This is a genomic window from Cupriavidus sp. 05N39, assembly GCF_056397325.1.
Genome location: NZ_JBFTNE010000044.1, coordinates 15748 through 39405, shown reverse-complemented (window position 1 = coordinate 39405; position 23658 = coordinate 15748). Strand labels below are relative to the sequence as shown.

Annotated in this window: 17 protein-coding genes and 1 pseudogene; 7 read left to right on the top strand and 11 right to left on the bottom strand. The window is 63.6% G+C overall.

Annotated elements, in window-relative coordinates:
- Window positions 1-13: 13 nt before the first annotated feature.
- Complete coding sequence (serB, locus tag AC1DN0_RS21515) at window positions 14-868, bottom strand: phosphoserine phosphatase SerB (RefSeq protein ID WP_441631210.1); 855 nt, start codon at window positions 866-868, stop codon at window positions 14-16.
- A gap of 318 nt (window positions 869-1186) precedes the next feature.
- Here serB and AC1DN0_RS21510 point away from each other — a divergent pair.
- From AC1DN0_RS21510 to AC1DN0_RS21495, 4 genes and pseudogenes are all read left to right on the top strand, one after another.
- Window positions 1187-1428 (top strand): annotated as a pseudogene (locus tag AC1DN0_RS21510) (type II toxin-antitoxin system Phd/YefM family antitoxin).
- 495 nt (window positions 1429-1923) lie between these two features.
- Window positions 1924-2817 (top strand): lecithin retinol acyltransferase family protein, encoded by an 894-nt coding sequence (locus AC1DN0_RS21505; protein WP_477111178.1) that lies wholly within the window; start codon window positions 1924-1926, stop codon window positions 2815-2817.
- Window positions 2818-2966: 149 nt separating this feature from the next.
- Window positions 2967-4727 (top strand): DUF262 domain-containing protein, encoded by a 1761-nt coding sequence (locus tag AC1DN0_RS21500; protein WP_477111179.1) that lies wholly within the window; start codon window positions 2967-2969, stop codon window positions 4725-4727.
- Window positions 4728-4752: 25 nt separating this feature from the next.
- Window positions 4753-7092, top strand: a complete 2340-nt coding sequence (locus AC1DN0_RS21495) for a GmrSD restriction endonuclease domain-containing protein (protein ID WP_477111180.1) — start codon at window positions 4753-4755, stop codon at window positions 7090-7092.
- Between the two features lie 278 nt (window positions 7093-7370).
- Here the strand turns inward: AC1DN0_RS21495 and AC1DN0_RS21490 are convergent, their stop codons facing one another.
- The 4 genes from AC1DN0_RS21490 to mfd form a co-directional block, all read right to left on the bottom strand.
- Window positions 7371-8759 carry an amidohydrolase gene (locus AC1DN0_RS21490; RefSeq protein ID WP_477145985.1) on the bottom strand — a complete coding sequence of 463 codons (1389 nt, stop codon included), beginning with the start codon at window positions 8757-8759 and terminating at the stop codon, window positions 7371-7373.
- 79 nt (window positions 8760-8838) lie between these two features.
- The gene (locus AC1DN0_RS21485) at window positions 8839-10143 is read right to left on the bottom strand and encodes an MFS transporter (RefSeq protein ID WP_477145984.1); all 1305 of its coding nucleotides are present in this window, start codon (window positions 10141-10143) and stop codon (window positions 8839-8841) included.
- An 80-nt stretch (window positions 10144-10223) separates the two neighbouring features.
- On the bottom strand, window positions 10224-11429 hold the full coding sequence (argE, locus tag AC1DN0_RS21480; RefSeq protein ID WP_441634008.1) for an acetylornithine deacetylase: 1206 nt from the start codon (window positions 11427-11429) through the stop codon (window positions 10224-10226).
- Window positions 11430-11602: 173 nt separating this feature from the next.
- Complete coding sequence (gene mfd / locus AC1DN0_RS21475; RefSeq protein ID WP_441634010.1) at window positions 11603-15064, bottom strand: transcription-repair coupling factor; 3462 nt, start codon at window positions 15062-15064, stop codon at window positions 11603-11605.
- Window positions 15065-15414: 350 nt separating this feature from the next.
- Here mfd and ispD point away from each other — a divergent pair, with 350 nt between their 5' ends.
- Entirely contained in the window at window positions 15415-16191 is a 777-nt protein-coding gene (gene ispD, locus AC1DN0_RS21470) for a 2-C-methyl-D-erythritol 4-phosphate cytidylyltransferase (protein WP_441634012.1), read from the top strand.
- Window positions 16192-16231: 40 nt separating this feature from the next.
- Window positions 16232-16741, top strand: coding sequence for a 2-C-methyl-D-erythritol 2,4-cyclodiphosphate synthase (gene ispF, locus AC1DN0_RS21465; protein WP_477103203.1), 510 nt, complete (start codon window positions 16232-16234; stop codon window positions 16739-16741).
- Window positions 16742-16793: 52 nt separating this feature from the next.
- Here the strand turns inward: ispF and AC1DN0_RS21460 are convergent, their stop codons facing one another.
- From AC1DN0_RS21460 to ompR, 6 genes are all read right to left on the bottom strand, one after another.
- Complete coding sequence (locus AC1DN0_RS21460) at window positions 16794-17375, bottom strand: GNAT family N-acetyltransferase (RefSeq protein ID WP_477103204.1); 582 nt, start codon at window positions 17373-17375, stop codon at window positions 16794-16796.
- A gap of 212 nt (window positions 17376-17587) precedes the next feature.
- Window positions 17588-18109 carry a carboxymuconolactone decarboxylase family protein gene (locus AC1DN0_RS21455; protein ID WP_035860200.1) on the bottom strand — a complete coding sequence of 174 codons (522 nt, stop codon included), beginning with the start codon at window positions 18107-18109 and terminating at the stop codon, window positions 17588-17590.
- Window positions 18110-18250: 141 nt separating this feature from the next.
- On the bottom strand, window positions 18251-18799 hold the full coding sequence (locus tag AC1DN0_RS21450; RefSeq protein ID WP_020201245.1) for a peroxiredoxin: 549 nt from the start codon (window positions 18797-18799) through the stop codon (window positions 18251-18253).
- A gap of 289 nt (window positions 18800-19088) precedes the next feature.
- Window positions 19089-20390 (bottom strand): MFS transporter, encoded by a 1302-nt coding sequence (gene tcuC, locus AC1DN0_RS21445; protein WP_441634018.1) that lies wholly within the window; start codon window positions 20388-20390, stop codon window positions 19089-19091.
- Between the two features lie 550 nt (window positions 20391-20940).
- Window positions 20941-22290, bottom strand: a complete 1350-nt coding sequence (locus AC1DN0_RS21440) for an ATP-binding protein (RefSeq protein WP_035871030.1) — start codon at window positions 22288-22290, stop codon at window positions 20941-20943.
- Between the two features lie 13 nt (window positions 22291-22303).
- Window positions 22304-23026, bottom strand: a complete 723-nt coding sequence (ompR, locus tag AC1DN0_RS21435; RefSeq protein ID WP_006576352.1) for an osmolarity response regulator transcription factor OmpR — start codon at window positions 23024-23026, stop codon at window positions 22304-22306.
- Between the two features lie 256 nt (window positions 23027-23282).
- Here ompR and AC1DN0_RS21430 point away from each other — a divergent pair, with 256 nt between their 5' ends.
- Window positions 23283-23609, top strand: a complete 327-nt coding sequence (locus AC1DN0_RS21430) for a hypothetical protein (protein WP_441634021.1) — start codon at window positions 23283-23285, stop codon at window positions 23607-23609.
- Window positions 23610-23658 lie beyond the last annotated feature (49 nt).

Sequence of the window (23658 nt, the reverse complement as noted above, 5' to 3'; positions counted from 1 at the left end):
GTCACTTGGTCATTTAATGCGGAAACAGTTGCAGCAAGCCGTCCAGCCCGACGTGGTTGAACGCAACGCTTGCCTGCGCGCGCACCACCGGCTTGGCCCGGAAGGCCACCGACAGGCCGGCCACGGCCATCATCTTGAGATCGTTGGAGCCATCGCCCATGACGATGGCCTGGGACGGCTCCACGCCGATCTGCGCGCACATTTCCTGCACCGTGCGGGCCTTGACGTCGGCATTGACRATCTCGCCCAGCACCTGGCCGGTGAGCTTGCCGTCAATGATCTCCAGCGTATTCGCGCGGGTGACATCGAGTTTCAGCCGAGGCTTGAGCTTCTCGGTGAAATGCACGAAGCCGCCTGAAACCAGCAGGGTGCGCATGCCCAGGGCCTGCACGGTCCGCAGCATGTCTTCCGCGCCGGGCGACAGGCGCAGGCGCTCTTCATACACGCGGTCCAGCACGCTGGCGTCCAAGCCCTTTAGCAGGGCCACGCGGCGGCGCAGGCTTTCGTTGAAGTCGGTGATCTCGCCGCGCATGGCGGCTTCGGTGATGGCCGAGACCTCGGCCTTGAGGCCGCAGAAATCGGCGATCTCGTCGATGCACTCGATGGTGATCAGCGTGGAGTCCATATCCATCGCCACCAGCTTGAAATCCGAGAGCTTGCGGCCGGCGGGCACGATGGCCCAGTCGATGGCACGGGGGGCACAGCAGGCGTCGAGCGCTTCACGCAGGGCGGGCGTCAGTGGTGCGCTGTCGCTGGCCGTTGCCACGGTTTCGTCACGCAGTGCGAGGGAAGGCGCGTGGGCAAGCGTGCGGATGGCATCGATGTCGGCGGAAGCGAGCGGGGCGAGGCTTTGCAGGATCAGGGGCATGGCGGGGGCGCCGCGCGGCGAGGGCGTGGCGGCGGGTGCGTTGAATGCGGAGACCGTGCCGCGCTAGGCGGCGAAGGACAGTATTGTAACTGCCCCTGTGCCTGCCTCATAACGGGCAGCGAATTCGAGGTCGGCAGGTCCGTTGGCCGCACGCAATCGGGCAGCCGGCCGCTGTTTGCAGTGAGCCGTGGCTAAAGTTGCGGGCGTGACGAATGTTGTGATCCCTGCCGGGGCGAGGACGACAAGTGACCGACCGCTGTATGGCGTGTCCCTCTTCAATCTGACTCAGCCCACAAGGCATTGTTTAACTGGACCGATATGCGAACCATCAATCACCATGAGGCGAAGAGGCAACTTTCGCGGCTCCTCGAGAAGGCAGCGAGGGGGCGTTCGTGATTGCCAAGGCCGGCAAGTCACTCGTGAAGGTGATTCCGCTAAACGTGCCAGAGGCCGGCCAGGTGAAACGGCTGGGTTTCATGGTCGGCCAGATCACCGTGCCGGACGATTTTGACCGGATGGGAACTACCGAAATCGAACGGCTTTTCGGCGGCGACGCATGAAGCTGCTACTGCACACGCATCTATTACTGTGGGCGGCAGGCGTCCCGGAGTGCTAGCGGGAGCCAACTTGCAGCCGGCTCCCCCCGCATGCTTACGCCGTCGGCGTGCCGGCCCCGTTGATGTCACCGCCCTCACACCGCGCGGCCAGTTCGCTCAACACCAGCGACAAGGTTGGAAGACCGGACAAAGGAACCGGCAGGGCCGAAGCCCTCCTCGCCAAGCAGTGTGACCAACATGGGTCGAGAGGCGGTTGAATGTCATAGCTGCTTTATATGACCGCTTCCGTTGGAGCCGTTGGCCAATCCGGCACTCGATGCCTCCTTTCCGTCAGGTCTCGGTAGTATGGCCAAACTCGATCTCTCGGCAGTGCCGCCTAGAATTCAGCAACAGCAGTGGGCGGTGGAATTGCCGCGGGAAAGGGTCGCGCCATAACGTATGTAGTGGCCTGCCCAGTGTGACACCCTAAAGTCTGTCTTTCTTGCTTCCGATATACCGATGGCAGATAAACCAACGGTATTTTTGGAAGACATGGCGACTGTCTACGAACTCAAAGGTGGAGACCACATCTACGTCCGGCGTCTCGGATACTCGCACCACGGCCTGTATCTTGGCGATGGTCAGGTAATCCAGTATTCCGGGCACTCGTCTGATGATCTGATGGGCAAGATCGAAGTCGTTCCCATGCATGATTTTGTCGGCGATACAGGAGGTGAGGTCAAAGTCCGGCTATATGAAAAGCGTCGCTTTGGGCGAACTGCCAGCATTGCCCGCGCGCTGGGTCGGCTGGGTGAGAAGCTCTATAACGTCATTCTCAACAACTGCGAGCACTTTGTTACGTGGTGTATCACGGGATGGCACTCAAGCCGTCAGGTCAACAGGGCGGCGAAGTTTGTCTACGATGTTTATCGCTTGTCGCGCGTCACATTGAACACGCTGCTCACGCATTCATGGGCACTCAGCGATCTGCTCGATCCACGTTCGTTGATGTATCGACTTGCCAAGCGCGTGGCAGCGGCGATGGCCAAGAGGGCGACCAAGGCCATCGCCTCGCCGAATGCAAGGATGGCCGCCCGGATATTGACCGAAGGTATCAATGCATCGATGAAGATTGCCGGCGCCACGATCATGCCGGTGGGATTCGCCATTGTCATTGCCGCCCACACGGCTCTGGAGTTATTATCGGCCGCGACCGGCATTCCTGTTCAGAGCCTGCCGCGCGCCATTATCGGGGTAGTCCGGGCGGTAGTGACGAAGATCTGTGCAACAGCGAAGGGCGTCTTTCGCAAGGCCGTCGACATGGTCAGAAGCATTGGCCAGCGGATATGGGATGGAGTCGGAAAGCGGATCGGGGGAATCTTCCGCTGGGCGCAGGACGTGTTGTGGTGGTGAAGATGTGCGTCGTCACGAGGGTCAGGTTGGCTTCACGGTGCTGCCCCGACGCTGTGTGGCGGAGCGTACGTTCGGCTGAATGATTCGCTGGCATCGCCAGGTCAGTGACTACGAGCAGCCTCTATGAAAATAACAGATGGAAGAAGCGGATGACAGCACTCTCTTCGACGACCGCGCCGGTAAGCAGCGGTCAATCGTACGCACTGAAACACAAGACGGTAGGCGACATACGCGGGCATTTCTTCGTGCCGAGCTATCAGCGTGGTTACCGGTGGGATCCATCGGACGTCATGCGCCTGCTCGACGACATCTGGGACAGCGGGGGCAAGGGCTACAGCTTGCAGCCGATCGTCGTGAAGTTGCACCGCAATGCGGAACAGCCCGAGAAGAAGGAGTGGGAGCTGATTGACGGCCAGCAGCGGCTGACCACGCTTTACCTAATCTTCCGATACATGGAGAAGGATGCGAAGCAGGGTTTCGGCGCGCCTTACTCGATTTTCTATCAAACTCGCGCAGGTAGCCAGGAATACCTAAATACGCTCGACGAAGCGATCCACGGTACGAACATCGACTACTTTCACCTCTACCAGGCGTACCAGGCTATCGACACATGGTTCAAACGCCGTGGCGACATCTATGCGCGCAACCATGCGGCGGGAAAGATTCATTGCTACCTGTTCGAATCAGTGCGCGTGATCTGGTATGAGGCGCCATTCGACGTTAAGGCCATTCCTCTTTTCACCCGGCTCAATGTAGGTCGTATCCCRCTAACCGATGCAGAACTCGTCAAAGCCGCGCTTCTCTCCAAGGCACGCAGCGTGTCGCCCGATCGCGCACACGAAATCGCGGCGCAGTGGGACGGCATCGAGCGCGATCTGCATCGCCCGGACATCTGGTCGTTCATTGCCGGCCTGCAATCTGGCGCGGACGACGAACGATACCCCACGCGCATCAGCCTGCTGCTCGACACGCTGGCTGACCAGCAGCCTCGCGACAACGACGCAGGTCAGCGTCATCACACCTTCGACGCGTTGCAGGGACTCATCGAGAAAGACTTCTCGGGCTTCTGGAAAAAAGTTATCGCGCTGCATGCGCAGATTCTCGGTTGGCACGACGTCCCGGGCGCGTACAACCGGATTGGCTACCTCGTTGCCACGGGCGCGAAAATCGGTGATGTCGTCACCGCAGCAAAAGGCAAACGCAAGAGTGAATTCGAGCAATACCTGACGCTCAGTATCAGGGCCCGCCTGGGCGTGGGGGATGACGATCTCGACGATCTCGACTATGAAGAGAAAAAGCGCGGCTATCCGAAACTTCTCGATCTGCTGCTTCTCATGAATGTCGAAACGTGCAGCCGGGCCGGGCTGCGCTTTCCGTTCGTCCAACACGTTGGGCAGAGCTGGTCACTCGAACATATTCACGCGCAGAATGCGGATGCACTCAACAAGGCGGAGCAGTGGCGGACATGGCTCAGCACGCACGAACGCGCGATCGAGGCACTCGGCACGCACAACGAAAGTCGCACACGATTGAATGCGGACATTCAGGCCGCCATCAACGAAATAGATAGCGGCAGGTCTGGCGGGTTCACCGGCGAACGGTTCAACGCGTTGAGCATGCGGATACTGCAACTGCTGAACACCGACACACTGGCGGATCATTCCATTCGCAACCTCGCACTGCTGTCGAGCAGCGACAACAGCCGCCTGAACAGTTCGGTTTTCGAAGTGAAGCGCCAGATGATCCTGGAGCTGGATCGCGCGGGGAAATACGTGCCGCCGTGCACGCGGAACGTGTTCCTGAAGTACTACGCGGCCGCCGATGCGCAGCAACCGCATTTCTGGAGTGAACAGGACAAGACGAGTTATCTCGACGCGATTCGCGACCTGCTCAAACCGTACCTTAGCTAATTTCCGCGGAATTACTTTCTTCTCCATGAATGCTCCTCTATCTCAGTCTTCGGTGCCTTCGGTGTCTTCGGTGCCTCCGTCGCTCGTCAGCTTCGCCACGCTCTTTGGACGGGAAATCTGCAACCTCGTGATAGCCGAGGTCGAGATTCCGCTCATTCAGCGCGATTACGCACAAGGCCGGAAAACACAAGCTGTCAAGCGGATTCGTGAACAGTTTGTCGTTACGCTATGCGACGCGTTGATGCCCGAAGGCGATCCCGTGGACCTCGATTTCGTATTCGGTGACGTGGAAGAGTCTGGCAAGTTCGCGCCTCTCGACGGCCAGCAACGATTGACCACGCTGTTCCTTCTGCAGTGTTATCTTGCCTGGCGAACGGGCGTGGACATCACCCAGCAGCCCTGGTCCCGCTTCAGCTATGCGACGCGACCCGGCGCGCGCGACTTCTGCTCATTCCTCGCGAGCTGCCGTCCGGAATTCGACGGACGCCTGTCCGCATGGATCACGGACCAGCCTGGCTATCTGCCGACGTGGCGACACGATCCGACCATTCAGTCCATGCTGACCGTGCTGGATACGCTCGACGCCACCTTCGCGAAGGCAGGCTTCTCCGACTTTCGTACCGCATGGGAGAATCTCACCAACACGCTGAACCCGGCAATCCGCTTCCACGTGCTGCCAGTAAAGGCAAACGGCCTGACCGACAGCCTGTACATCAAGATGAATTCGCGTGGCAAACCGCTCACCGACTTCGAGAACTTCAAGGCGCATTTCGAAGCACTGTTAAGGAAGGCAGAGGATCCGAAAATAGCCGATGATTTCACCAAGAAGGTCGATACCGTATGGTCCGACATTCTCTGGCCGTATCGCGACACCGGCAATCTCATCGATAACGAGTTCCTGAGCTATTTCCGCTTTATTACCGAAGTCAACGCGTGGCGAGCCAACATCGAATTCAACTCGCGGACGCGAGACGATGATCTGGCAGAGCGGGTCTATGGCGCGCAGGCTTCTCGCGCTAGCGAGAGTGTCGAGTTTCTCTTCCACGCTTTCGACACATGGAAAGACCTGGACATCCGGACGGAGTTCGCCAGGTACTTTCGTGCCAGTACCACGACTTCGAATAACGGCGACGGCGCACTACTCCTGTTCAATCCGATCGATAAAGAAGGTGTCGACTTATTCGGCGCCTGCTGCCGGCACTACGGCAACAACGGATGGACCCTGGCTCATACGCTGCTCTTCTACGGTGTACTGGTGCATCGCAGGGAAGCGGAAAGCGGGCAACCCAACCGACTCCGTCTGATCCGGAATCTGATTGAAGCGTCGAAGGACGAGATCCGCACCGGCGAGCGCAACAGCATGCCGCGTTTGCTGGAAGAGATCGTCGGGATTGTCCATAATGGAGACCTTGCGAAAGTTGTCACGTTCAACCAGGCTCAGGTCAGGAACGAGATCGCGAAGGCCGATATGCTACGCGCCGCGCCGGAACTGGAAGCAGATCTTTACAATCTGGAGGACCACGATCTGTTGCGCGGCGGCCTCACCGTTTTCGATCTCGACACCGCTCATTTCAGCGCGCGTGCCCAGGCGTTTATCTCGACATTCGATAAGGCCGCTCAAGGGCAAAGCTGGAAGGACGTCACCGCCGCACTGCTCGCGAAAGGCGATTATTCGCGTAAAGAGCTGCGTGGGTCGAACCATACTCTGGCGGATTTCGGCGCACCCCGAAACGACGAGCCCTGGCGTGAACTCTTCCGCGGCAAAAAAGGCGAAAGCACTCACCCGGCCCTGAACCCCTTGGTGGCGTTTCTGGATGACATTATCGGGAATCAGCTCACGCCGGCAGCGATTCGCCAATCCTACCTCGACGCGAGCGGTACTGCCAAAGACTGGCGATACTATTTCGTCAAATACGAGGCAATGCGTGACGGCGCGTCGGGCCGCTACACGCTCAGCCCCAAGGGCGGGTATCAGGCCTGCATGCTGAACAAAGCGCGAATGAGCAGCAACTATCGCGACCCCTACCTGCTTGCGATCGTTGTCAAGAGCGGCCTGGCGAGAAACCGGATCGCCAACGCGGGTTGGCCGAACAGTTTCTCTGGATTCGAAACGGCGCGACGAGCCCTTGTTCTCGTCAATAGCGGCTTGGAGATCCGCAGTGTTGCCGAGGGATGGGAAGTCGCGGGCGTGCCCAGCGCCGCGGTGCATCGCGAAGCCTGGGACAGCACCTGCAAGTCGCTCGGCATGGATACGAGTACCGCTACGCGACTCTACGCGATACCGCAAACCGGTGGCGTCGACAATGAAGATCGAGTCGAGAAAGGCGCCCAACTTTTGCACCACATGGCAGAGTGCGACCTCTGATGTGCCGCTGACAGACCGGGCGTCTCCGGTCTGTCTCAAGCGATTACCTCTGATCGGCGCTGCCGTATGTGGCATTGTGGCATCGATGCTGGGCCCTTGAGCTGGACTCTGTGCTCCGGCCGGATGCCGGCGCGGCTCTTCACAGATATTCGTTTTCGTCTTTCCTATCCTGTACTCGGCTTTCTGTATTGAACGGCCGCAGCCGGAAGCAGTCATCGCCCATAACAGCCTTCCAAACAGACGAGATCACCCCGACCATCGCCCGCCCGGCAATCCCCCTATCGCTGCACCATAGTCATATAGTCGACCGTCAAACCAGCCAACGCCCTGACCCCATTCACCAACGCCGCCTCGTCCACATAAAACTCCGGCGAATGATTCGCGGGTGCCTTGTTCACATCCGTCCCCTTGGGCGTCACCCCCAGGTTAAAGAACAACCCCGGCACCTTCTCCTGATAGAACGAGAAGTCCTCGGAAGCCGTCAGCTTCGGGCTAATCATCCAGTTCCCGTCCCCCGCCACACGCTTGAGCGTGGGCGCCATCTTCTCGGTCAGCGTCGGCTGGTTGACGGTGGCGTTGTAGAGTTCCAGCACCTTGAAATTCGCCTCGGCGCCGGCGCTGGCGGCGATGGCTTCGGTGGTGCGTTTCATGCGGGCGTGGATGTCCTTCCTCATGCCTTCGTGGTAGGTGCGGATGGTGCCCTTCATCTCGACCATTTCAGGCACGATGTTCATGCGGTTGCCGCCATGGATGGTGCCCACGGTGATGACGGACGGTTCCAGCATGGCGTCGACCTGGCGGCTCTGGATGGTCTGCAGGCCGAGCACGATCTGGGAGGCCACCACGATGGGGTCGATGCCACCCCAGGGCAGTGCACCGTGGGTCTGGCGGCCTTTGACGTCGATGCGGAACTGGTCGGCGGCGGCCATGGCGGGGCCGCTGCGCCAGCCGAGCTTGCCAGACTCGATGCCGCTGCTCACGTGCAGGCCGAAGATGGCATCCACCTTGGGATTGTCCAGCACGCCTTCCGCCACCATCTGCTTGGCGCCCCACATATTGCTGCCGTCAGGCTCGAAATCCGCCGGGCTTTCCTCGGCCGGCTGGAAGATGAACTTGACCGTGCCGGGCAACTGGTCCTTCATGCCGGCCAGCACCTCTGCCGTTGCCATCAGGATCGCGACGTGCGTGTCATGCCCGCAGGCGTGCATCACGTCCACCTCCTTGCCCAGGAACAGGCCCTTGGCCTTGGAGGCGAAGGGCACGTCCACGCGTTCCTTGACCGGCAGCGCATCCATGTCCGCGCGCAGCGCCACCACCGGACCCGGCTTGCCGCCCTTGAGCACGCCTACCACGCCGGTCTTGGCTACGCCCGTCTTCACCTCCATGCCGAGCTTGCGCAGGTGGTCCGCCACCAGCCTGGAGGTGCGGACCTCGTAGTTGCCAAGCTCCGGGTGCTGGTGGAWRTCGCGSCGCCAGKCGATCAGTTGCGCCTCGACCGCCTTGGCGCGGGTGTCGATCTGCGCCTGCAGGCTTTCGCCGCTGGCGCCTTGGGCTTGTGCGGCGGGGACGAGACAGAGCAGGCCGGCGGCCAGCGAGAGTGCGGACAGGCCAGCACGCAGTGTGGAGCGCGTGGACGTTTGGGAACGATGGGCTTGTTGCACAGCCATGAAGTGGTCTCCTTGATTTTGCTGTCGACCCTGAAAAACGGGGCCTGGCCCGGCCCCGCAACCGTATGCGTACCGCGCCTCAGCGGATGCCCAGGCGCGCGCGCGTCTGGCCCAGCGCCACCAGGCTCACCACAGCGCAGGCCATCAGGTAGAAGCTCGGCGCCAGCTTGCTGCCGGTGGCGCCGATCAGCCAGGTCAGGATGAAGGGCGCAAAGCCGCCGAACAGTGTCACCGCGATGTTGTAGGACAGAGAGAGGCCGGTCGTGCGCGTCTTGACAGGGAAGATCTCCGACGCCAGCGCGGGCAGCGCGCCGAAGTACAGCGTCATCATCAGCCCCAGCGCCACCTGCACCGCCAGCATCATGCCGAAGCCAGGATAGTGGCTGAGCAGCCAGAACAGCGGCCAGATCGACACCAGCAGGAGGACCGCGGCGATGCGCATGGGCGCGATGCGGCCGTAGCGATCCGACCAGTGCCCGACCAGCGGCGAGAACAGCATCTGCACCATGCCCGTGGCCAGGGTGGCAGCGAATGCGGTCGAGGGTGGCAGGCCCAGCTGCTTGACGGCATAGGTCGGCATGTACAGCACGAGATAAGTCGACACCGTGGCGACAATCACCACGCCCATCGCCAGCAGCAGGCGTTCCTTCTGGTGGCCAAGCGTGTCGCGCAGCGGCGTGTCGGTGGTTTCGGCATGGAGGAATTCGGGTGTTTCGTCGACATGGCGGCGGATGTAGTAAGCCACCGGGCCGATCAGCAGGCCGAACAGGAAGGGCACGCGCCAGCCCCAGGATTGCATCTGCTCGGGCGCGAGCGTGGTGGTGAGCACGGCGCCGAAGCCCGCCGCGAGCAGGGTGGTCAGGCCCTGGCTGGCGACCTGGAAGCTCGAGTAAAAGCCGCGCCGGTCGGGGGCATGCTCTGCCAGGAAAGCCGTCGCGCTGCCGAACTCGCCGCCTGCGGAGAAGCCCTGGATCATGCGCGCCAGCACGATGCCGACAGGTGCCAGCACGCCGATCGAGGCATAGGTGGGTAGCAGCGCGATGATCAGCGTACCCACCATCATCAGCAGGATCGACAGCGTCAGCGCGGCGCGGCGGCCTTTGCGGTCGGCATAGACGCCGATCACGATGGCCCCCAGCGGCCGCATGAAGAACGACACGCCGAACGTGCCCAGCGTCAGCAACAGCGAGGTGGTTTCGTCGTGGTTGGGAAAGAACAGCGCGGAGATGGTGACGGYGAAGAAGCCGTAGACGACCAGGTCGAACCACTCCAGGGCATTGCCGATGGAGGCCGATATCACCGCGCGCCAGGGATGGCGCGAAACGGGCGCTGCCGCCTGCGCCGCGCCGGTGTTGCCGGTACCGCTTGCCGATACTGCTGTCATGGTGTCTCCCTGTTATTTTTGGACATGACGCAACAACCGGCCCGCCGCGGAGGCGGGCCGTCCACAACGCAAAAAACGGCTTAGTTCACCCGCAGGCTGTCGACCACCTTGTGCAGGAACGACTCGCAGGCGGCGAGTTGTTCCAGTTCGACGAACTCGTCGGGCTTGTGCGCCTGCTGGATATCGCCGGGGCCGCATACCACGGCCGGGATGCCGGCGCGCTGGAACAGGCCGGCCTCGGTGCCATAGGCGACCTTGTTGACGTCACGGTCGGCGGTGAGCGCGCGCACCAGTTGCGTGATGGCTTCCTGCTCGGCCACGTCGAGCGACGGCGCGGCGGCGATCTTGCTGATGGTGAGGCCGGCGTCGCCGTGCTCGGCGCGCATCCTGGGCAGCAGCACCTCGTTGGCGTAGCCCTGGATGCGGGCGAAGATGGCTTCGGGATCGACCCCCGGCAGGTTGCGGAACTCGAACACGAACTCGCACAGCGCCGGGATGGTATTGAGCGCGATACCGCCCTGGATGGTGCCGGTCTGGGCGGTGGTGAAGGGCACGTCGAAGTCGCGGTCGTAGGGGCCGTTGGCCTTGAACTCGTCGGCGATGTCGCGGATGAAGCAGATCAGGCGCGCGGCGTACTCGATGGCATTGACGCCCTTGGGCGTGAGCGACGAATGCGCGGCCTGGCCCTTGACGCAGCAGCGGTAGGCATTGATGCCCTTGTGCGCCACGATCACGCGCATGCTGGTGGGCTCTCCCACGATGCAGCCGGCCGGGCGCACGCCGCGATCGCGCAGTTCGGCCAGCAGGTAGGGCGCGCCCATGCAGCCGATCTCTTCGTCGAAGGACAGCGCGTAGTGCACCGGCTCGCGCAACTTGGCCTGCAGGATGGTGGGCAGCAGCGCCAGGCTGGTGCCGATGAAGCCTTTCATGTCGCAGGTGCCGCGACCGTACAGGCGGCCGTCGCGGATCACCGGCTTGAACGGATCGGTGGTCCAGTTCTGGCCGTCCACCGGTACCACGTCGGTGTGGCCCGACAGCACGATGCCGCCATCGGTGCTGCCGTCTGCGGCGGGCACGGTGACGAACAGGTTGGCCTTGTCGCCCTGCGGGTTGTAGGTCAGGTGGGGGCGCAGACCCTTGGCCAGGAAATGATCGCGCACCGCTTCGATCAGGCCGAGGTTGGAATGGCGGCTGGTGGTGTCGTAGCTGACCAGGCGCTGGGTCCAGTCGAGCGCGCTGCCACGGTTGGCGGCATCGGCAGGCTTGCTGAGGGTATCGGCTTGCATGGCTTGGGGCCTTTGGCTTTGGGTAACGTGTTAACGTGTTAAGTGAACGATGCTACACCGAGGCGGGCTGAAGGTCCATGCACGGTGCACCATCGCCGCCCGCTCCCGCTCCCGCACCCGCGGCAATGCGCCGGAAGCGGGTAGCAGGGTGGCGGGGTAGCGCGGAGCAATGATCAGGCCAGTTGGCGCAACGTATGCTTGATCGTTTGCGCGCGCACTGCAATATCGGGCATCTTGGCCTCGATGCGCAGCTTGTCCTGGCCGGCGAGCTTGATGTGCCGGTTCTTCTGCACCAGGTCGATGATCTTCATCGCATCGATCGGCGGGTTGGGCAGGAACTGCATGCTGATCGCCGCATCGCTGGCGTCGATCTTGCGCACGCCCAGCGGCACGGCGGCAATGCGCAGCCGGTGGGTTTCGATCAGCGCCTGCGCCTGCGGCGGCAGCCGGCCGAAGCGGTCGATCAGCTCCTCCTGGATATCGTCCACGCGCTCGGCCGCTTCGCAGTTGGCCAGGCGCTTGTACAGCGACAGGCGTTCGTGCACGTCGGTGCAATAGTCGCTGGGCAGCAGGGCCGGGGTGCCGAGGTTGATTTCGGTGGTGGCCGCCAGCGGCGCCATCAGGTCGGGCTCCTTGCCGGCCTTGAGCGCCTTGACGGCGGCATTGAGCATGTCGGTGTAGAGCTGGAAGCCGATCTCGTGGATCTCGCCGGATTGCTTGTCGCCCAGCACTTCGCCCGCGCCGCGGATCTCCAGGTCGTGCATGGCCAGGTAGAAGCCCGAGCCCAGTTCTTCCATCTGCTGGATGGCTTCGAGACGGCGCTGCGCCAGCTTGCTCAGGCCGTCCACATCGTGCACCAGCATGTAGGCGTAGGCCTGGTGGTGCGAGCGCCCGACGCGGCCGCGCAACTGGTGCAGCTGCGCCAGGCCGAACTTGTCGGAGCGGTGGATCAGGATGGTGTTGGCGGTCGGCACGTCGATGCCGGTCTCGATGATGGTGGTGCACAGCAGGATGTTGTCGCGGCGCGCGACGAAGTCCCGCATCACGCGCTCCAGCTCGCGCTCGTGCATCTGCCCGTGCGCCACCGCGATGCGGGCTTCCGGTACCAGTTCGGCGAGCTTGGCGCGCTTGTTCTCGATGGTGTCGACTTCGTTGTGCAGGAAGTAGACCTGCCCGCCGCGCTTGAGCTCGCGCAGGATGGCCTCGCGCACCACGCCGTCTTCCTCGCGCCGCACGAAGGTCTTGATGGCCAGGCGCTTTTGCGGCGCGGTGGCGATCACCGAGAAATCGCGCAGGCCTTCGAGCGCCATGCCCAGCGTGCGGGGGATTGGCGTGGCGGTCAGGGTCAGCACGTCGACCTCGGCGCGCAGGGTCTTGAGCATTTCCTTCTGGCGCACGCCAAAGCGGTGTTCCTCATCGATAACGACCAGCCCGAGGCGCTGGAACTTGACATCGTCCGACAGCATCTTGTGCGTGCCGATCACGATGTCGGCGGTGCCGTCGTTGATCTGCTTGATGGCGCCGTCGATCTCCTTCTTGGTCTTGAAGCGCGACAGCTCCACGATCCGCACCGGCCATTCGGCGAAGCGGTCGGAGAGATTCTGGAAATGCTGCTCGGCCAGCAGCGTGGTGGGCGCCAGGATGGCCACCTGCTTGCCGCCCATGACCGCGACGAAGGCGGCGCGCAACGCGACTTCGGTCTTGCCGAAGCCCACATCGCCGCATACCAGGCGATCCATCGGCTTGCCCGAGGTCATGTCGGCAATCACCGCGGCGATGGCGGCGGCCTGGTCCGGTGTTTCCTCGAAGCCAAAGCTCTCGGCGAATTTCTCGTAGTCCCTGGGCGTGAGTTCGAAGGCATGGCCCTGGCGCAAGGCGCGGCGCGCGTACAGGTTGAGCAGTTCGGCGGCCGTATCGCGGATTTGCTGCGCGGCTTTGCGTTTCGCGCGGTCCCACTGGCCGGAGCCGAGCTGGTGCAGCGGCGCGGTGTCCGGATCGGCGCCGGAGTAGCGCGAGATCACGTGCAACTGGTGCACCGGCACGTACAGCTTGCTGCCTTTCTCGTAATCCAGGTGCAGGAATTCCTCTTCGCCCTGGCCCATGTCGAGCGTGACCAGGCCCTGATAGCGGCCGATGCCGTGTTCGCTGTGCACCACGGGGTCGCCGATCTTGAGCTCGGCCAGGTCGCGCACCATCGAGTCGACCGCGCTGGCTTGTTCCTGCTTGCGCCGGCCCGTGCGGCGCGCGGTGCCGGCATACAGCTCGGCCTCGGTGACAAAGGCCAGCGGCGCGATGCCGTCCGCGCCGGCCAGGGCGAAGCCGCTTTGCAGCGGCGCCACCACGATGGAGAAATGCGAGTCGCCGGCCAGGAAGGCGGCAAAGTCGTCGATCGGCTGCGGGCGCAGCCCGCTTTCGCCGAACAGCTGCAGCAGGGTTTCGCGCCGGCCGGCGGAGTCGGCGCACATCAGCACGCGCCGGTCCTTCTTCAGCAGCAGGGCTTCGAGGTTGACCAGCGGGTCTTCGGCGCGGCGGTTGACCGAGACATCGGGCAGCGGTTCGGCCAGCGGCGTAGTGTCCGCACTGGCGGCAGCCTGCAGCACCAGCCGCGCCAGCGGCTTGGCGCCGGCGAAGAACTGTTCCTCCAGCAGGAACAGCGCCGCGGGCGGCAGCAGCGGCCGCTCGCGGTCATGGCGCATGAAGTTGTAGCGCTGCGTGGTATCGGCCCAGAAACGGCGGATCGCCTCGTGTACATCGCCGACGTAGGCGATCTGGCTATCGGCCGGCAGGTAATCGAAGACGGTGGCCGAGCTTTCGAAGAACAGCGGCAGGTAGTACTCGATGCCGGCCGACGGTACGCCGTTGCCAATGTCCTTGTAGATCGTCGATTTGCTCGGATCGCCTTCGAACAGTTCGCGCCAGCGGCCGCGGAAGGCGGTGCGCGCGGCTTCGTCGAGCGGAAACTCGCGGCCGGGCAGCAAGCGCACTTCCTTGACCGGGTAAAGGCTGCGCTGGGTGTCGGGGTCGAAGGCGCGGATGGTTTCGATTTCCTCGCCGAACAGGTCGATACGGTACGGCAGCGGCGAGCCCATCGGGAACAGGTCGATCAGGCCGCCGCGCACGCTGTACTCGCCGGGCCGCATGACGGCGCTGACATGCTCGTATCCGGCCAGCGTGAACTGTGCCTTGAGCGCGGCTTCGTCGAGCTTCTCGCCCTGCTTGAAGAAGAATGTGTAGGCCGCCAGGAAAGCAGGCGGTGCCAGCCGGTAGAGCGCGGTCTGCGCCGGCACCAGCATGATGTCGCACTGGCCGCCCTGGATGTCGTGCAAGGTGGCCAGCCGCTCGGAGACCAGGTCCTGGTGCGGCGAGAAACTGTCGTAGGGCAGGGTTTCCCAGTCGGGCAGCAGGCGCACCCGCAAGTCCGGCGCGAACCAGGGGATTTCCTCGGCCAGTCGCTGGGCGTCGATTGCATTGGCGCACATCACCGCCAGCATCGGCACGCGCTCGCGGTGCTGGCTGGCGTAGGCGGCCAGCGCCAGGGCGTCGGCGGAGCCGGCCAGGCCGGACACGGTGTTGCGCTGGCCGGCCTTGACCAAGGGGAGGTTGGCGAAGGGGGCGGGACGATTGGCTTCAGGCATCGGGTGCGGGCTGGCTTGGTGGCTTGCTTGGGGCGTTGCGGACGTTGCAGGCGGTATGTGCTGTGCGTGTGCGTACGGTTGCGGGCAAGAAAGCGTGYCATGCAACAGCGACACCCCGCCGGCGTTGCGGGCGGGGTGCAGGCGGAGCAGGCGGCGCTCACAGGAACAAAGGCACTGCGCTTTCGTCGCCCGCATGTCCGCGGGCGAAGGCCGTATTATAGAATGCGCTCCGAAATCCGCGTTTTCAATGCCTTGCCTCGCGCCTGCCAGTCGGGTGGCGAGGGTGGAAAACTTGAAAGCCTTGCGCCGTGCTCCGTGCACGGCACCCACCTTGCCCCCTTGCGCTATCCGTGTCTGCTCGCCGTTTTGCCCTGATCCCCTGTGCCGGTACCGGCAGCCGCGCCGGCGGCAGCTTGCCCAAGCAATACCAGACTGTGGCCGGCCGGCCGATGATCTGGTACGCGCTGGCCGCCTTCGCGGCCTGCGATGCCATCAGCGCCACCGCGCTGGTGCTGGCGCCGGACGATATGCCGCTGGAGTCCCGCTTCGGCGCGGCGGCCTTTGCCGGCCTGCGTTTTGACACCGCGTTCGTGGGCGGCGATACGCGTCATGCTTCCGTGCTGGCGGGCTTGCATCACCTGGCACAGCTCGGCGCCACCGACCGCGACTGGGTGCTCGTGCACGATGCCGCGCGTCCCGGGCTCACGCCTGCCATGATCCACGCGCTGGTGCGCGCCGTGGAGGGCGAGAGTGGCGCGGAAGAAGATGGCCCCGACGCCGCCATCGGCGGCATCCTGGCGGTGCCGGTGCCCGATACGCTCAAGCGCGCCGACCCGGCATCCGGCGCCCAGCCGGCTGCCGTGGTGCGCATCGGCGCCACGGTACCGCGCGAGGGTTTGTGGCAGGCGCAGACGCCGCAGATGTTCCGCGTCGGCGTGCTCCGGCAGGCGCTGCAGGAAGCGTTGGCGGCGGGCGCGGTGGTGACCGACGAGGCCAGCGCGATCGAGCGGCTGGGCCTGCATCCGCGGCTGGTCAACGGCTCGCTGCGCAATTTCAAGGTGACCTATCCCGAAGACTTCGCCCTGGCCGAGCTGCTGCTGGGCGAAGACGCCGCCACGAAGCCCTGAAACCCATTCCCTAACCCGATCCTGAAGGAGTGCCGCTCCCATGACCCCATTCGATATCCGCGTCGGCCAAGGCTACGACGTGCACGCGCTGGTGCCCGGCCGCAAGCTCATCCTGGGCGGCGTGGACATCCCCCACGATCGCGGACTGCTCGGGCATTCCGACGCCGACGCGTTGCTCCATGCGATTACCGATGCATTGTTCGGCGCGGCAGGCCTGGGGGACATCGGCCGGCATTTCCCGGATACCGATGCGCGTTTCGCGGGGGCGGACAGCCGTGTGTTGCTGCGCGAGGCCGCTCGGCGGGTTCGCGAGGCCGGCTACGAAATCGGCAATGTGGACGCGACCGTGATCGCGCAGGCGCCGAAGCTGGCGCCGCATATCGGCGCCATGGTGGCAAACCTGGCCGAAGACCTCGGCTTGCCGCCGGCAAGCTGCAACGTCAAGGCCAAGACCAATGAGAAGCTGGGCTTCGAGGGAAAGCAGGAAGGCATCGTGGCGCAGGCCGTGGTGCTGATCTGGCGCGGCACGATCGCGAACACGCAGGACTAAGGCTGACGGCGGGGACGGTGACCGCCGGGCCGGCGTTCGGCCGTCCCGGTGTTCAGCCTTTGGACGTTGTGCCGGCCTCCGCCGCTTTTTCGGGCGACAGGGTGTAGACGTAGTCGATCAACCGGGCCATCTGTCCTGAGCGCGCACCAGCCTCCGTGCGTTTGGCAAAGCCCATTTGCTCGCAAAGCCGGTTGGCGGATTTCATTTCCGGCATGGTCCGCACCAGCAACGCGCTGGCGCCGATATCGCGCGCGCGCTGGATGCAGACCTGCATCAGCGTGCGGCCCAGCCCAAGGCTCCGCGCCTGCGGGTTCACCGCCAGCAGGCGTGCTTCCGGCAGGCCTAGCGTGATGGTGCTGCCGTCCAGTGCCTGCAGGGTGGCGCCCGGGTGGCAGAACAACACCGCACCGCTGATGCCGTGATCGGTTTCCGCCACCCACCACTCCATTTCCGAGGTTGTTGCCGCCAGCACGGATTTCATGCCTTGCTGGAAGGACGCCCGGCAATCCTCCATGATCTCCAGTTCGTATTGGCCATAGGCCTGCTGGGTCACCGCGGCAATGTCGCCCCAGTCGTGCACGGCGGCAAGCCGGTAGTGGAAGCGCGGGGAGGTATGCGAGGGAAGGGAGCTCATGGCGGAGGGGTGAAGACTGTGACCTTTGCTGGATTGTAGGCTCTTCGGTGCACAAATGCAGTCAGTGAATCACCGACTTGGCACACCGGCCACAGGCTTGCGCCGCCACGAGCGGAACGTGTGGCGGGGCCCGTCGGCATAACGCCGCGGGGCCCCGTGGACGCACCATGAAGGCCGGGCCGGCACGTGCCGGCCTGCGGCCCTGTGCGGTCTTATTCCGCGGCGATCACATTGGCGGCGGCCACTACGACGGCAGCAATGCGGCCCACGTCGCGCAGTTGCTGCGCGGTCATGCCTTGCTCGTTCTTGAGCAGCGCGTAGTGCGACTTGATGCAGAAATGGCACTTGCCGACGATGGAGGCGGCGAGCGCATACATCTCGAAGCGGCGCTTGTCCACGCCGCCATGCGTGGCGTACGCATTCATGCGCAGGCCGGCCGGTTGGGTGGCCAGATCGGGGTCGTCCGCCATTTCAACGAACGGATACCAGACGTTGTTCATCCCCATCAGCGCGGCGGCGGTCAGCACCGCGTTGGTTTCCTCGGGCGACAGCACGCCGGCATTGCGGATCGCATCGACAATCACGCGGCTCTTGGCGGCAAACGCCGCAGCCAGGGCTACCGCTACCGCATCGTTGCCCTCGAGCGAGGAGCGGGCGATGGTGCCGTCAAGGTTCAGGCGAATGTCCTTGGCGTAGTCAGGGATGAGGCCTTTAATCGTGCTGAGGAATTCCATACAAATCTCCTATCGGTAGGGGCTCAAAAAACCCGCCATGGCGGGTTTCGAGGTGCGGGCCGGAGCCCGCCGCGCAAATCGTCACAAACCACCGGCCATTGAGCACCGGCGGTTTGTTCAGCATGCCAGCTGGTCGACAGCTTACAGCGTGGCGCCGCCAACAGCGCGGTTGCACGGGCACAGCTCGTCCGTTTGCAGGCCGTCGAGGATACGCAGGACTTCGTCCGGGTTACGGCCGACGTTCAGGTTGTTCACCGACACGTGCTGGATGACATTGTCCGGATCGACGATGAAGGTAGCGCGCAGTGCGACGCCGGCAGCGTGGTCACGCACGCCAAGCTGGTCGATCAGCGAGCCGGTCACGTCGGCGAATTGCCATTGGTCCAGCTTGTTCAGGTCCTTGTGCTCACGGCGCCATGCCAGCTTCACGAATTCGTTGTCGGTCGAGCCGCCCAGCACGATCGCGTCGCGGTCGGCGAAGTCGCCGTTCAGCTTGGCGAAGGCAACGATTTCGGTCGGGCACACGAAGGTGAAGTCCTTCGGGTAGAAGTAAATGATCTTCCACTTGCCTTCGAACGATTTTTCGGTGATGTCTTCGAAGGCCGACTGGCCGTTCTCTTCATGGTTGTTGAAACCCGGCTTGACACCGACGACGTGGAAGGCTTCGATCTTGTCACCAACGGTCTTCATMGACTGCTCCTGGATACGGTTGAAGAGAAACGCTCGCGCTGCCAGCCAGGCCTTGAGGCCCGGGCTGCCGCGCAACGAACATGGATTATGCGTCATCCCCGGAGGCGGGGCTAATTGATATTCTCAAAGAGCCCGATAGCCAGGCGCGGGGGGCCGCGTGTCCGGCAGCGCGCGCGCCGATCGACGATGGTGGCGGCGCCATGTTGCGGCGCGATGTCAGCCGCCTCCGCCGCTCGCRCAGCCCTGCCGGAAGGGGGAGTCTACCCCAGCAGGGCCGCCGTGGCGTAGCTCAGACCGTCCTGGCCGCCGGTTCGACGTAGGCGTGCTGCCGTCCGCCGCGGAAAATCACCAGCGTGGCGATAAGCCCGCACGCAGCGGCGAACATCAGCCACAGGCCGGGCGCGGCCTTGTTGCCGGTGCTGTGGATCAGGTAGGTCGAGATGGCCGGCGTGAAGCCGCCGAACAAGGCCGTGGCGAGGCTGTAGGCCAGCGAGAAGCCGGCAGTGCGCACCGCGGGCGGCATCACTTCGGTCAGCGTCACCACCATCGCGCCGTTGTAGCTGCCATACAGGAAAGACAGCCACAGCTCGACCATCAGCAGGCGGCCGAAAGACGGCTCAGCCACCAGCCAGGACACTGCCGGATAGGCCGTGAGCAAGGTGAGGATGGTGAAGATCACCAGCAGGGGCTTGCGGCCCACGCGATCCGACAAGGCACCCATCAGCGGCAGCCAGATGAAGTTGGACAGCCCAACGCACATGGTGACGATCAGGTTGTCCACGTCGTCGAGCTTGAGCACGGTCTTGCCGAAGGTCGGCGTGTAGGCGGTGATCATGTAGAACGACACCGTGGTCATCACGACCATCATGCAGCCGGCGATGATGATGCGCCAGTTCTCAAGCATCGAGCGGTAGATCTCGCGGATGGCGGGGCGATGCTTGCGCGTCTTGAATTCCTCGGTTTCCTCCAGCGAGCGGCGGATCAGGAACAGGAAGGGCACGATCAGGCAGCCGATCAGGAACGGCACGCGCCAGCCCCATTCACCCATCTGCTCGGGCGACAGCATGGCATGCAGGACCACGCCGAGCAGGCCGGCAAAGATCACCGCCACCTGTTGGCTGGCCGACTGCCAGGCCACGTAGAAGCCCTTCTTGCCGGGCTTGGCGATCTCTGCGAGGTAGACCGACACGCCGCCCAGTTCCACCCCTGCGGAGAAGCCCTGCAGCAAGCGGCCCGCCAGCACCAGCAATGGCGCGGCCACGCCGATCGAGGCATAGCCCGGCACGCAGGCGATCAGCAAGGTGCCCAGCGCCATCAGGACCAGGGTCAGGATCAGCCCCTTGCGGCGGCCGTGATGGTCGATATACGCGCCGAGGATGATGGCGCCGAGCGGACGCATCAGGAAGCCCGCGCCGAAGGTCGCGAGCGAGAGCATCAGCGACGCGAACTCGTTGCCGCTGGGGAAGAACGTCTTGGCGATGGCGGCGGCATAAAAGCCGTACACCATGAAGTCGTACATTTCCAGGAAGTTGCCGCTGACGACGCGGAACACGGTGCGGAACCCGTGTTGCTGGGTGGGGGAGTTTGACATTTGGCTGTCTCTCGCAGATGCCGCCGGTTGGTTCCGGAGGCTTGATTTTGGTCGGCTGCCAGCCAGGATCCGGGATCAGCTATGCGGGGGACTGGCTTTGGCTGGGCTTGGGTTTGGGGGTGTCCTGCTGATGGCGGCAAGTTTGCGCCGGGGGGGCTGTCATTACGCTGTCAAATGGCTTTCAGTTTGATATCAAATGCTGTCGAAAGCCTGTCAGCGGAGGGGGGCGGTGGGGTGTTGTTGGCGTTTGTGATTTAACGTCAACTGTAACTGCTTAACTTCAAAGTCAATGGCTTAAAGTCAAAGGCAGTTTCACCTCCCCTGCGGGGAGGCGACCTACTTTCTTGTCTCGCCAAGAAAGTAGGCAAAGAAGGCGCCCCATACGGGATGAGCAAACCTTCACGGCTCGCTTCGCATCGCGGGATGGTGTGGCCCGCCCGTCGGGCGCTTCTCACGGCTAAACCGAATCGCGGATCGGTTGCGGCGCCTTGATTTGAGATCTTGCGCAGTGCGAGCGCTGGGGTTTGGGGTCGGCGGGGCTGCGCGCGTTTTACGCCCGCCTGAAAAACGCACTGACAACCAGCCCCGTAGCCGGCGCTGGCCGGTTGGCCAACATCAAGCGCCCGCCATTCCGCTGCAGGATACGGTTGACAATCGACATGCCCAATCCCGCCCCCTTCGCTTCGCTGCGCGCGCCATCCAGCCGGTAGAACGGTCGCGTCAACAAAGGCAACTGGGCTTCTGGCACACCATTGCCATGGTCGGCCACCGTCAGCACGGCTTCTTTGTCTTCTATCCGCGTACTGATCTCGACGACCGCCACCCCGTTGTCTTCATCCTTGGCATAGCGCCGCGCGTTTTCAACGAGGTTGTCGAGGATGCGCTGCACTTCCATGCGGTTGGCAACGGCCATCACGGGGGCGCTGGCGCGTACATGCACGCGCACATCGTCGTGCGCGCCATAGACGCCGACAGCATCCTGGACAAGGGCGGACAGGTCGACGGGTTCGACCGTCTCCAGCGCCGGCCGGGCGTAGTTGAGGAATTGCCCGATGATGGCGTCCATCTGTTCGATGTCGGCAATCATGGCCTCGCGTGTGGTGTCATCCACGGGCGACATTTCGGTTTCCAGCCGCAGCCGCGTGAGCGGTGTGCGCAGGTCGTGCGAAATGCCGGCCAGCATGACCACGCGGTCGTCGTCGAGTTGGCGCAGGTCGCGCACCATCTGGTTGAAGCTGTGGTTGGCCTGCGCTACCTCGCTGGCGCCGTGTTCGGGCAGTGTGGGCGGGTCGCCCCCGCCGCCGATGGCGCGCGCCGCGTTGGCCAGCCGCTTGAGCGGGTGGTTGACCAGTGACGTGATAAAGGCGGCGCCGATGATCGACAGCAGCAGCGCGGCAATACTCCACCAGAGCCACTGGATGCCGGGCACGCGTTCGAACCGTTCGGGGCTGATCGCGACCCAGTAGTCGTCGCCTTCGATCTCGAAGCTGACCCAGACACCCGGGATGTCGTTCACCGTGGTCGCGATCACGGTGCCTTCGCCAAGCCGGCTGCGAATCTCCTGCTGCACCAGTGGGGTCAGGAAGGGATTTGTCGTCGCTACCGTGAAATCGTCGTCTTTCTCACGCGGGTAGACCTTGATGCCTTCGTTCTGCACCAGGTCGAGCAGCAGGAAGCGCCGCCGCGCGGGGTCGGAATAGAGCAGGGCTGCGCGCGTGAGCTTGACCACGCTGACCACCTGCATGGCGACCTGCTGGGCGCGCGGAGCGCGTTCGAAGAGCCGATAGCTCTGGAACCAGATACCCAGCGAGATCGCCAGCAAGAGGGCGATCAGCATGAAAGTTCGCCAGAACAGCGAACCGAACAGGCGCGTAGCCGTGCGGCTGATGACAGTCGCCACGATCCGCGGCGCCTTACTTCACGCCATCGGGGATGAATACGTAGCCGAGGCCCCAGACCGTTTGTATGAAACGCGGGTTGCCCGGATCGGGCTCGATGAGCTTGCGCAGGCGCGAGATCTGCACGTCGAGACTGCGGTCGAATACCTCGTACTCGCGGCCACGCGCCATTTCCATGAGCTTCTCGCGCGACAGCGGCTGGCGCGGATGCCGGGCGAAGACCTTGAGCACCGAGAACTCGCCGGTGGTCAGGGTGATCTCTTCGTCGTTCTTGGTCAGCGTGCGCGTAGCGAGGTTGAGCACGAAGTCGCCGAAAGCGAAGGTTTCCGGTGTTTCGGAGGGGGCGCCGGGGACTTCGGCGGGGCCCTTGCGGCGCAGCACCGCGTGGATCCGCGCAATCAGCTCGCGCGGGTTGAAAGGCTTGGGCAGGTAGTCGTCGGCACCCATCTCGAGGCCGACGATGCGATCGACATCCTCACCCTTGGCGGTAAGCATGATGATGGGCGTCTGGTCGTTGGCGCCACGCAGCCGGCGGCAGATCGACAGGCCATCCTCGCCCGGCATCATCAGGTCGAGTACTAGCAGGTCGAAACGCTCGCGCAACCAAAGCTTGTTCATCGCGGTGGCGTTTTCTGCTACCAGTACCGTGAAGCCCTGTTCGCCAAGGTAGCGGCGCAGCAGGTCGCGCAGACGGGGGTCGTCGTCTACGACGAGAATCTTGTGACTGGTATTTTCCATGGCGGTATCTTAGCGACAAACGCTTTCGGTCAAAATGGCTTAACAAAAGGTTACATACTTTACCGCGTGGTATGCGGGCGCGCATCTACCCTGCGTTTACACTGCCGCATACCGTTTCCGCAGCCAGTCCCACGGGTTTTTCGTGGGTTTCCGCCGTGAAAACTCACTGCCATGAGGCGGCGAGGCGGGGCTACCGGATTTCCGGCTTCCGGCGGTCCTGCTACTGCCGCTTCCGAAGCCAAAACCGCCATTATCAATGAAAGTCACCCGCAAGCGCGCCGGGCGTACCCTTTACCGCGCCGGCGCGGCTGTCGCGCTGCTCCTTGCTGCCAGTGCGGGATACCCGCAATCGCCTGGCATGGCGCACTTGCTGCCTGGTCCCGGCAAGGCCGGACTCCGTGAGGGCGGCCCGCACAACGGGCAAGATGAGGCGCGCGCGCGCGCCGGAAAGTACCGCACCGAGCGCGATCTGAACGAGCGTTTGCCCCGCGCACTCCCAAACGACAAACTTTCGCCGGACGATCGGCGCAAGCTGCGCCAGAACCTGTATGAACTGGGGCGGGAGATGTACCAGGGCGGCTAGGCCGCGCATATGACGCAGCTTGGCATAGTGCGCGGCATCCGGATATCGG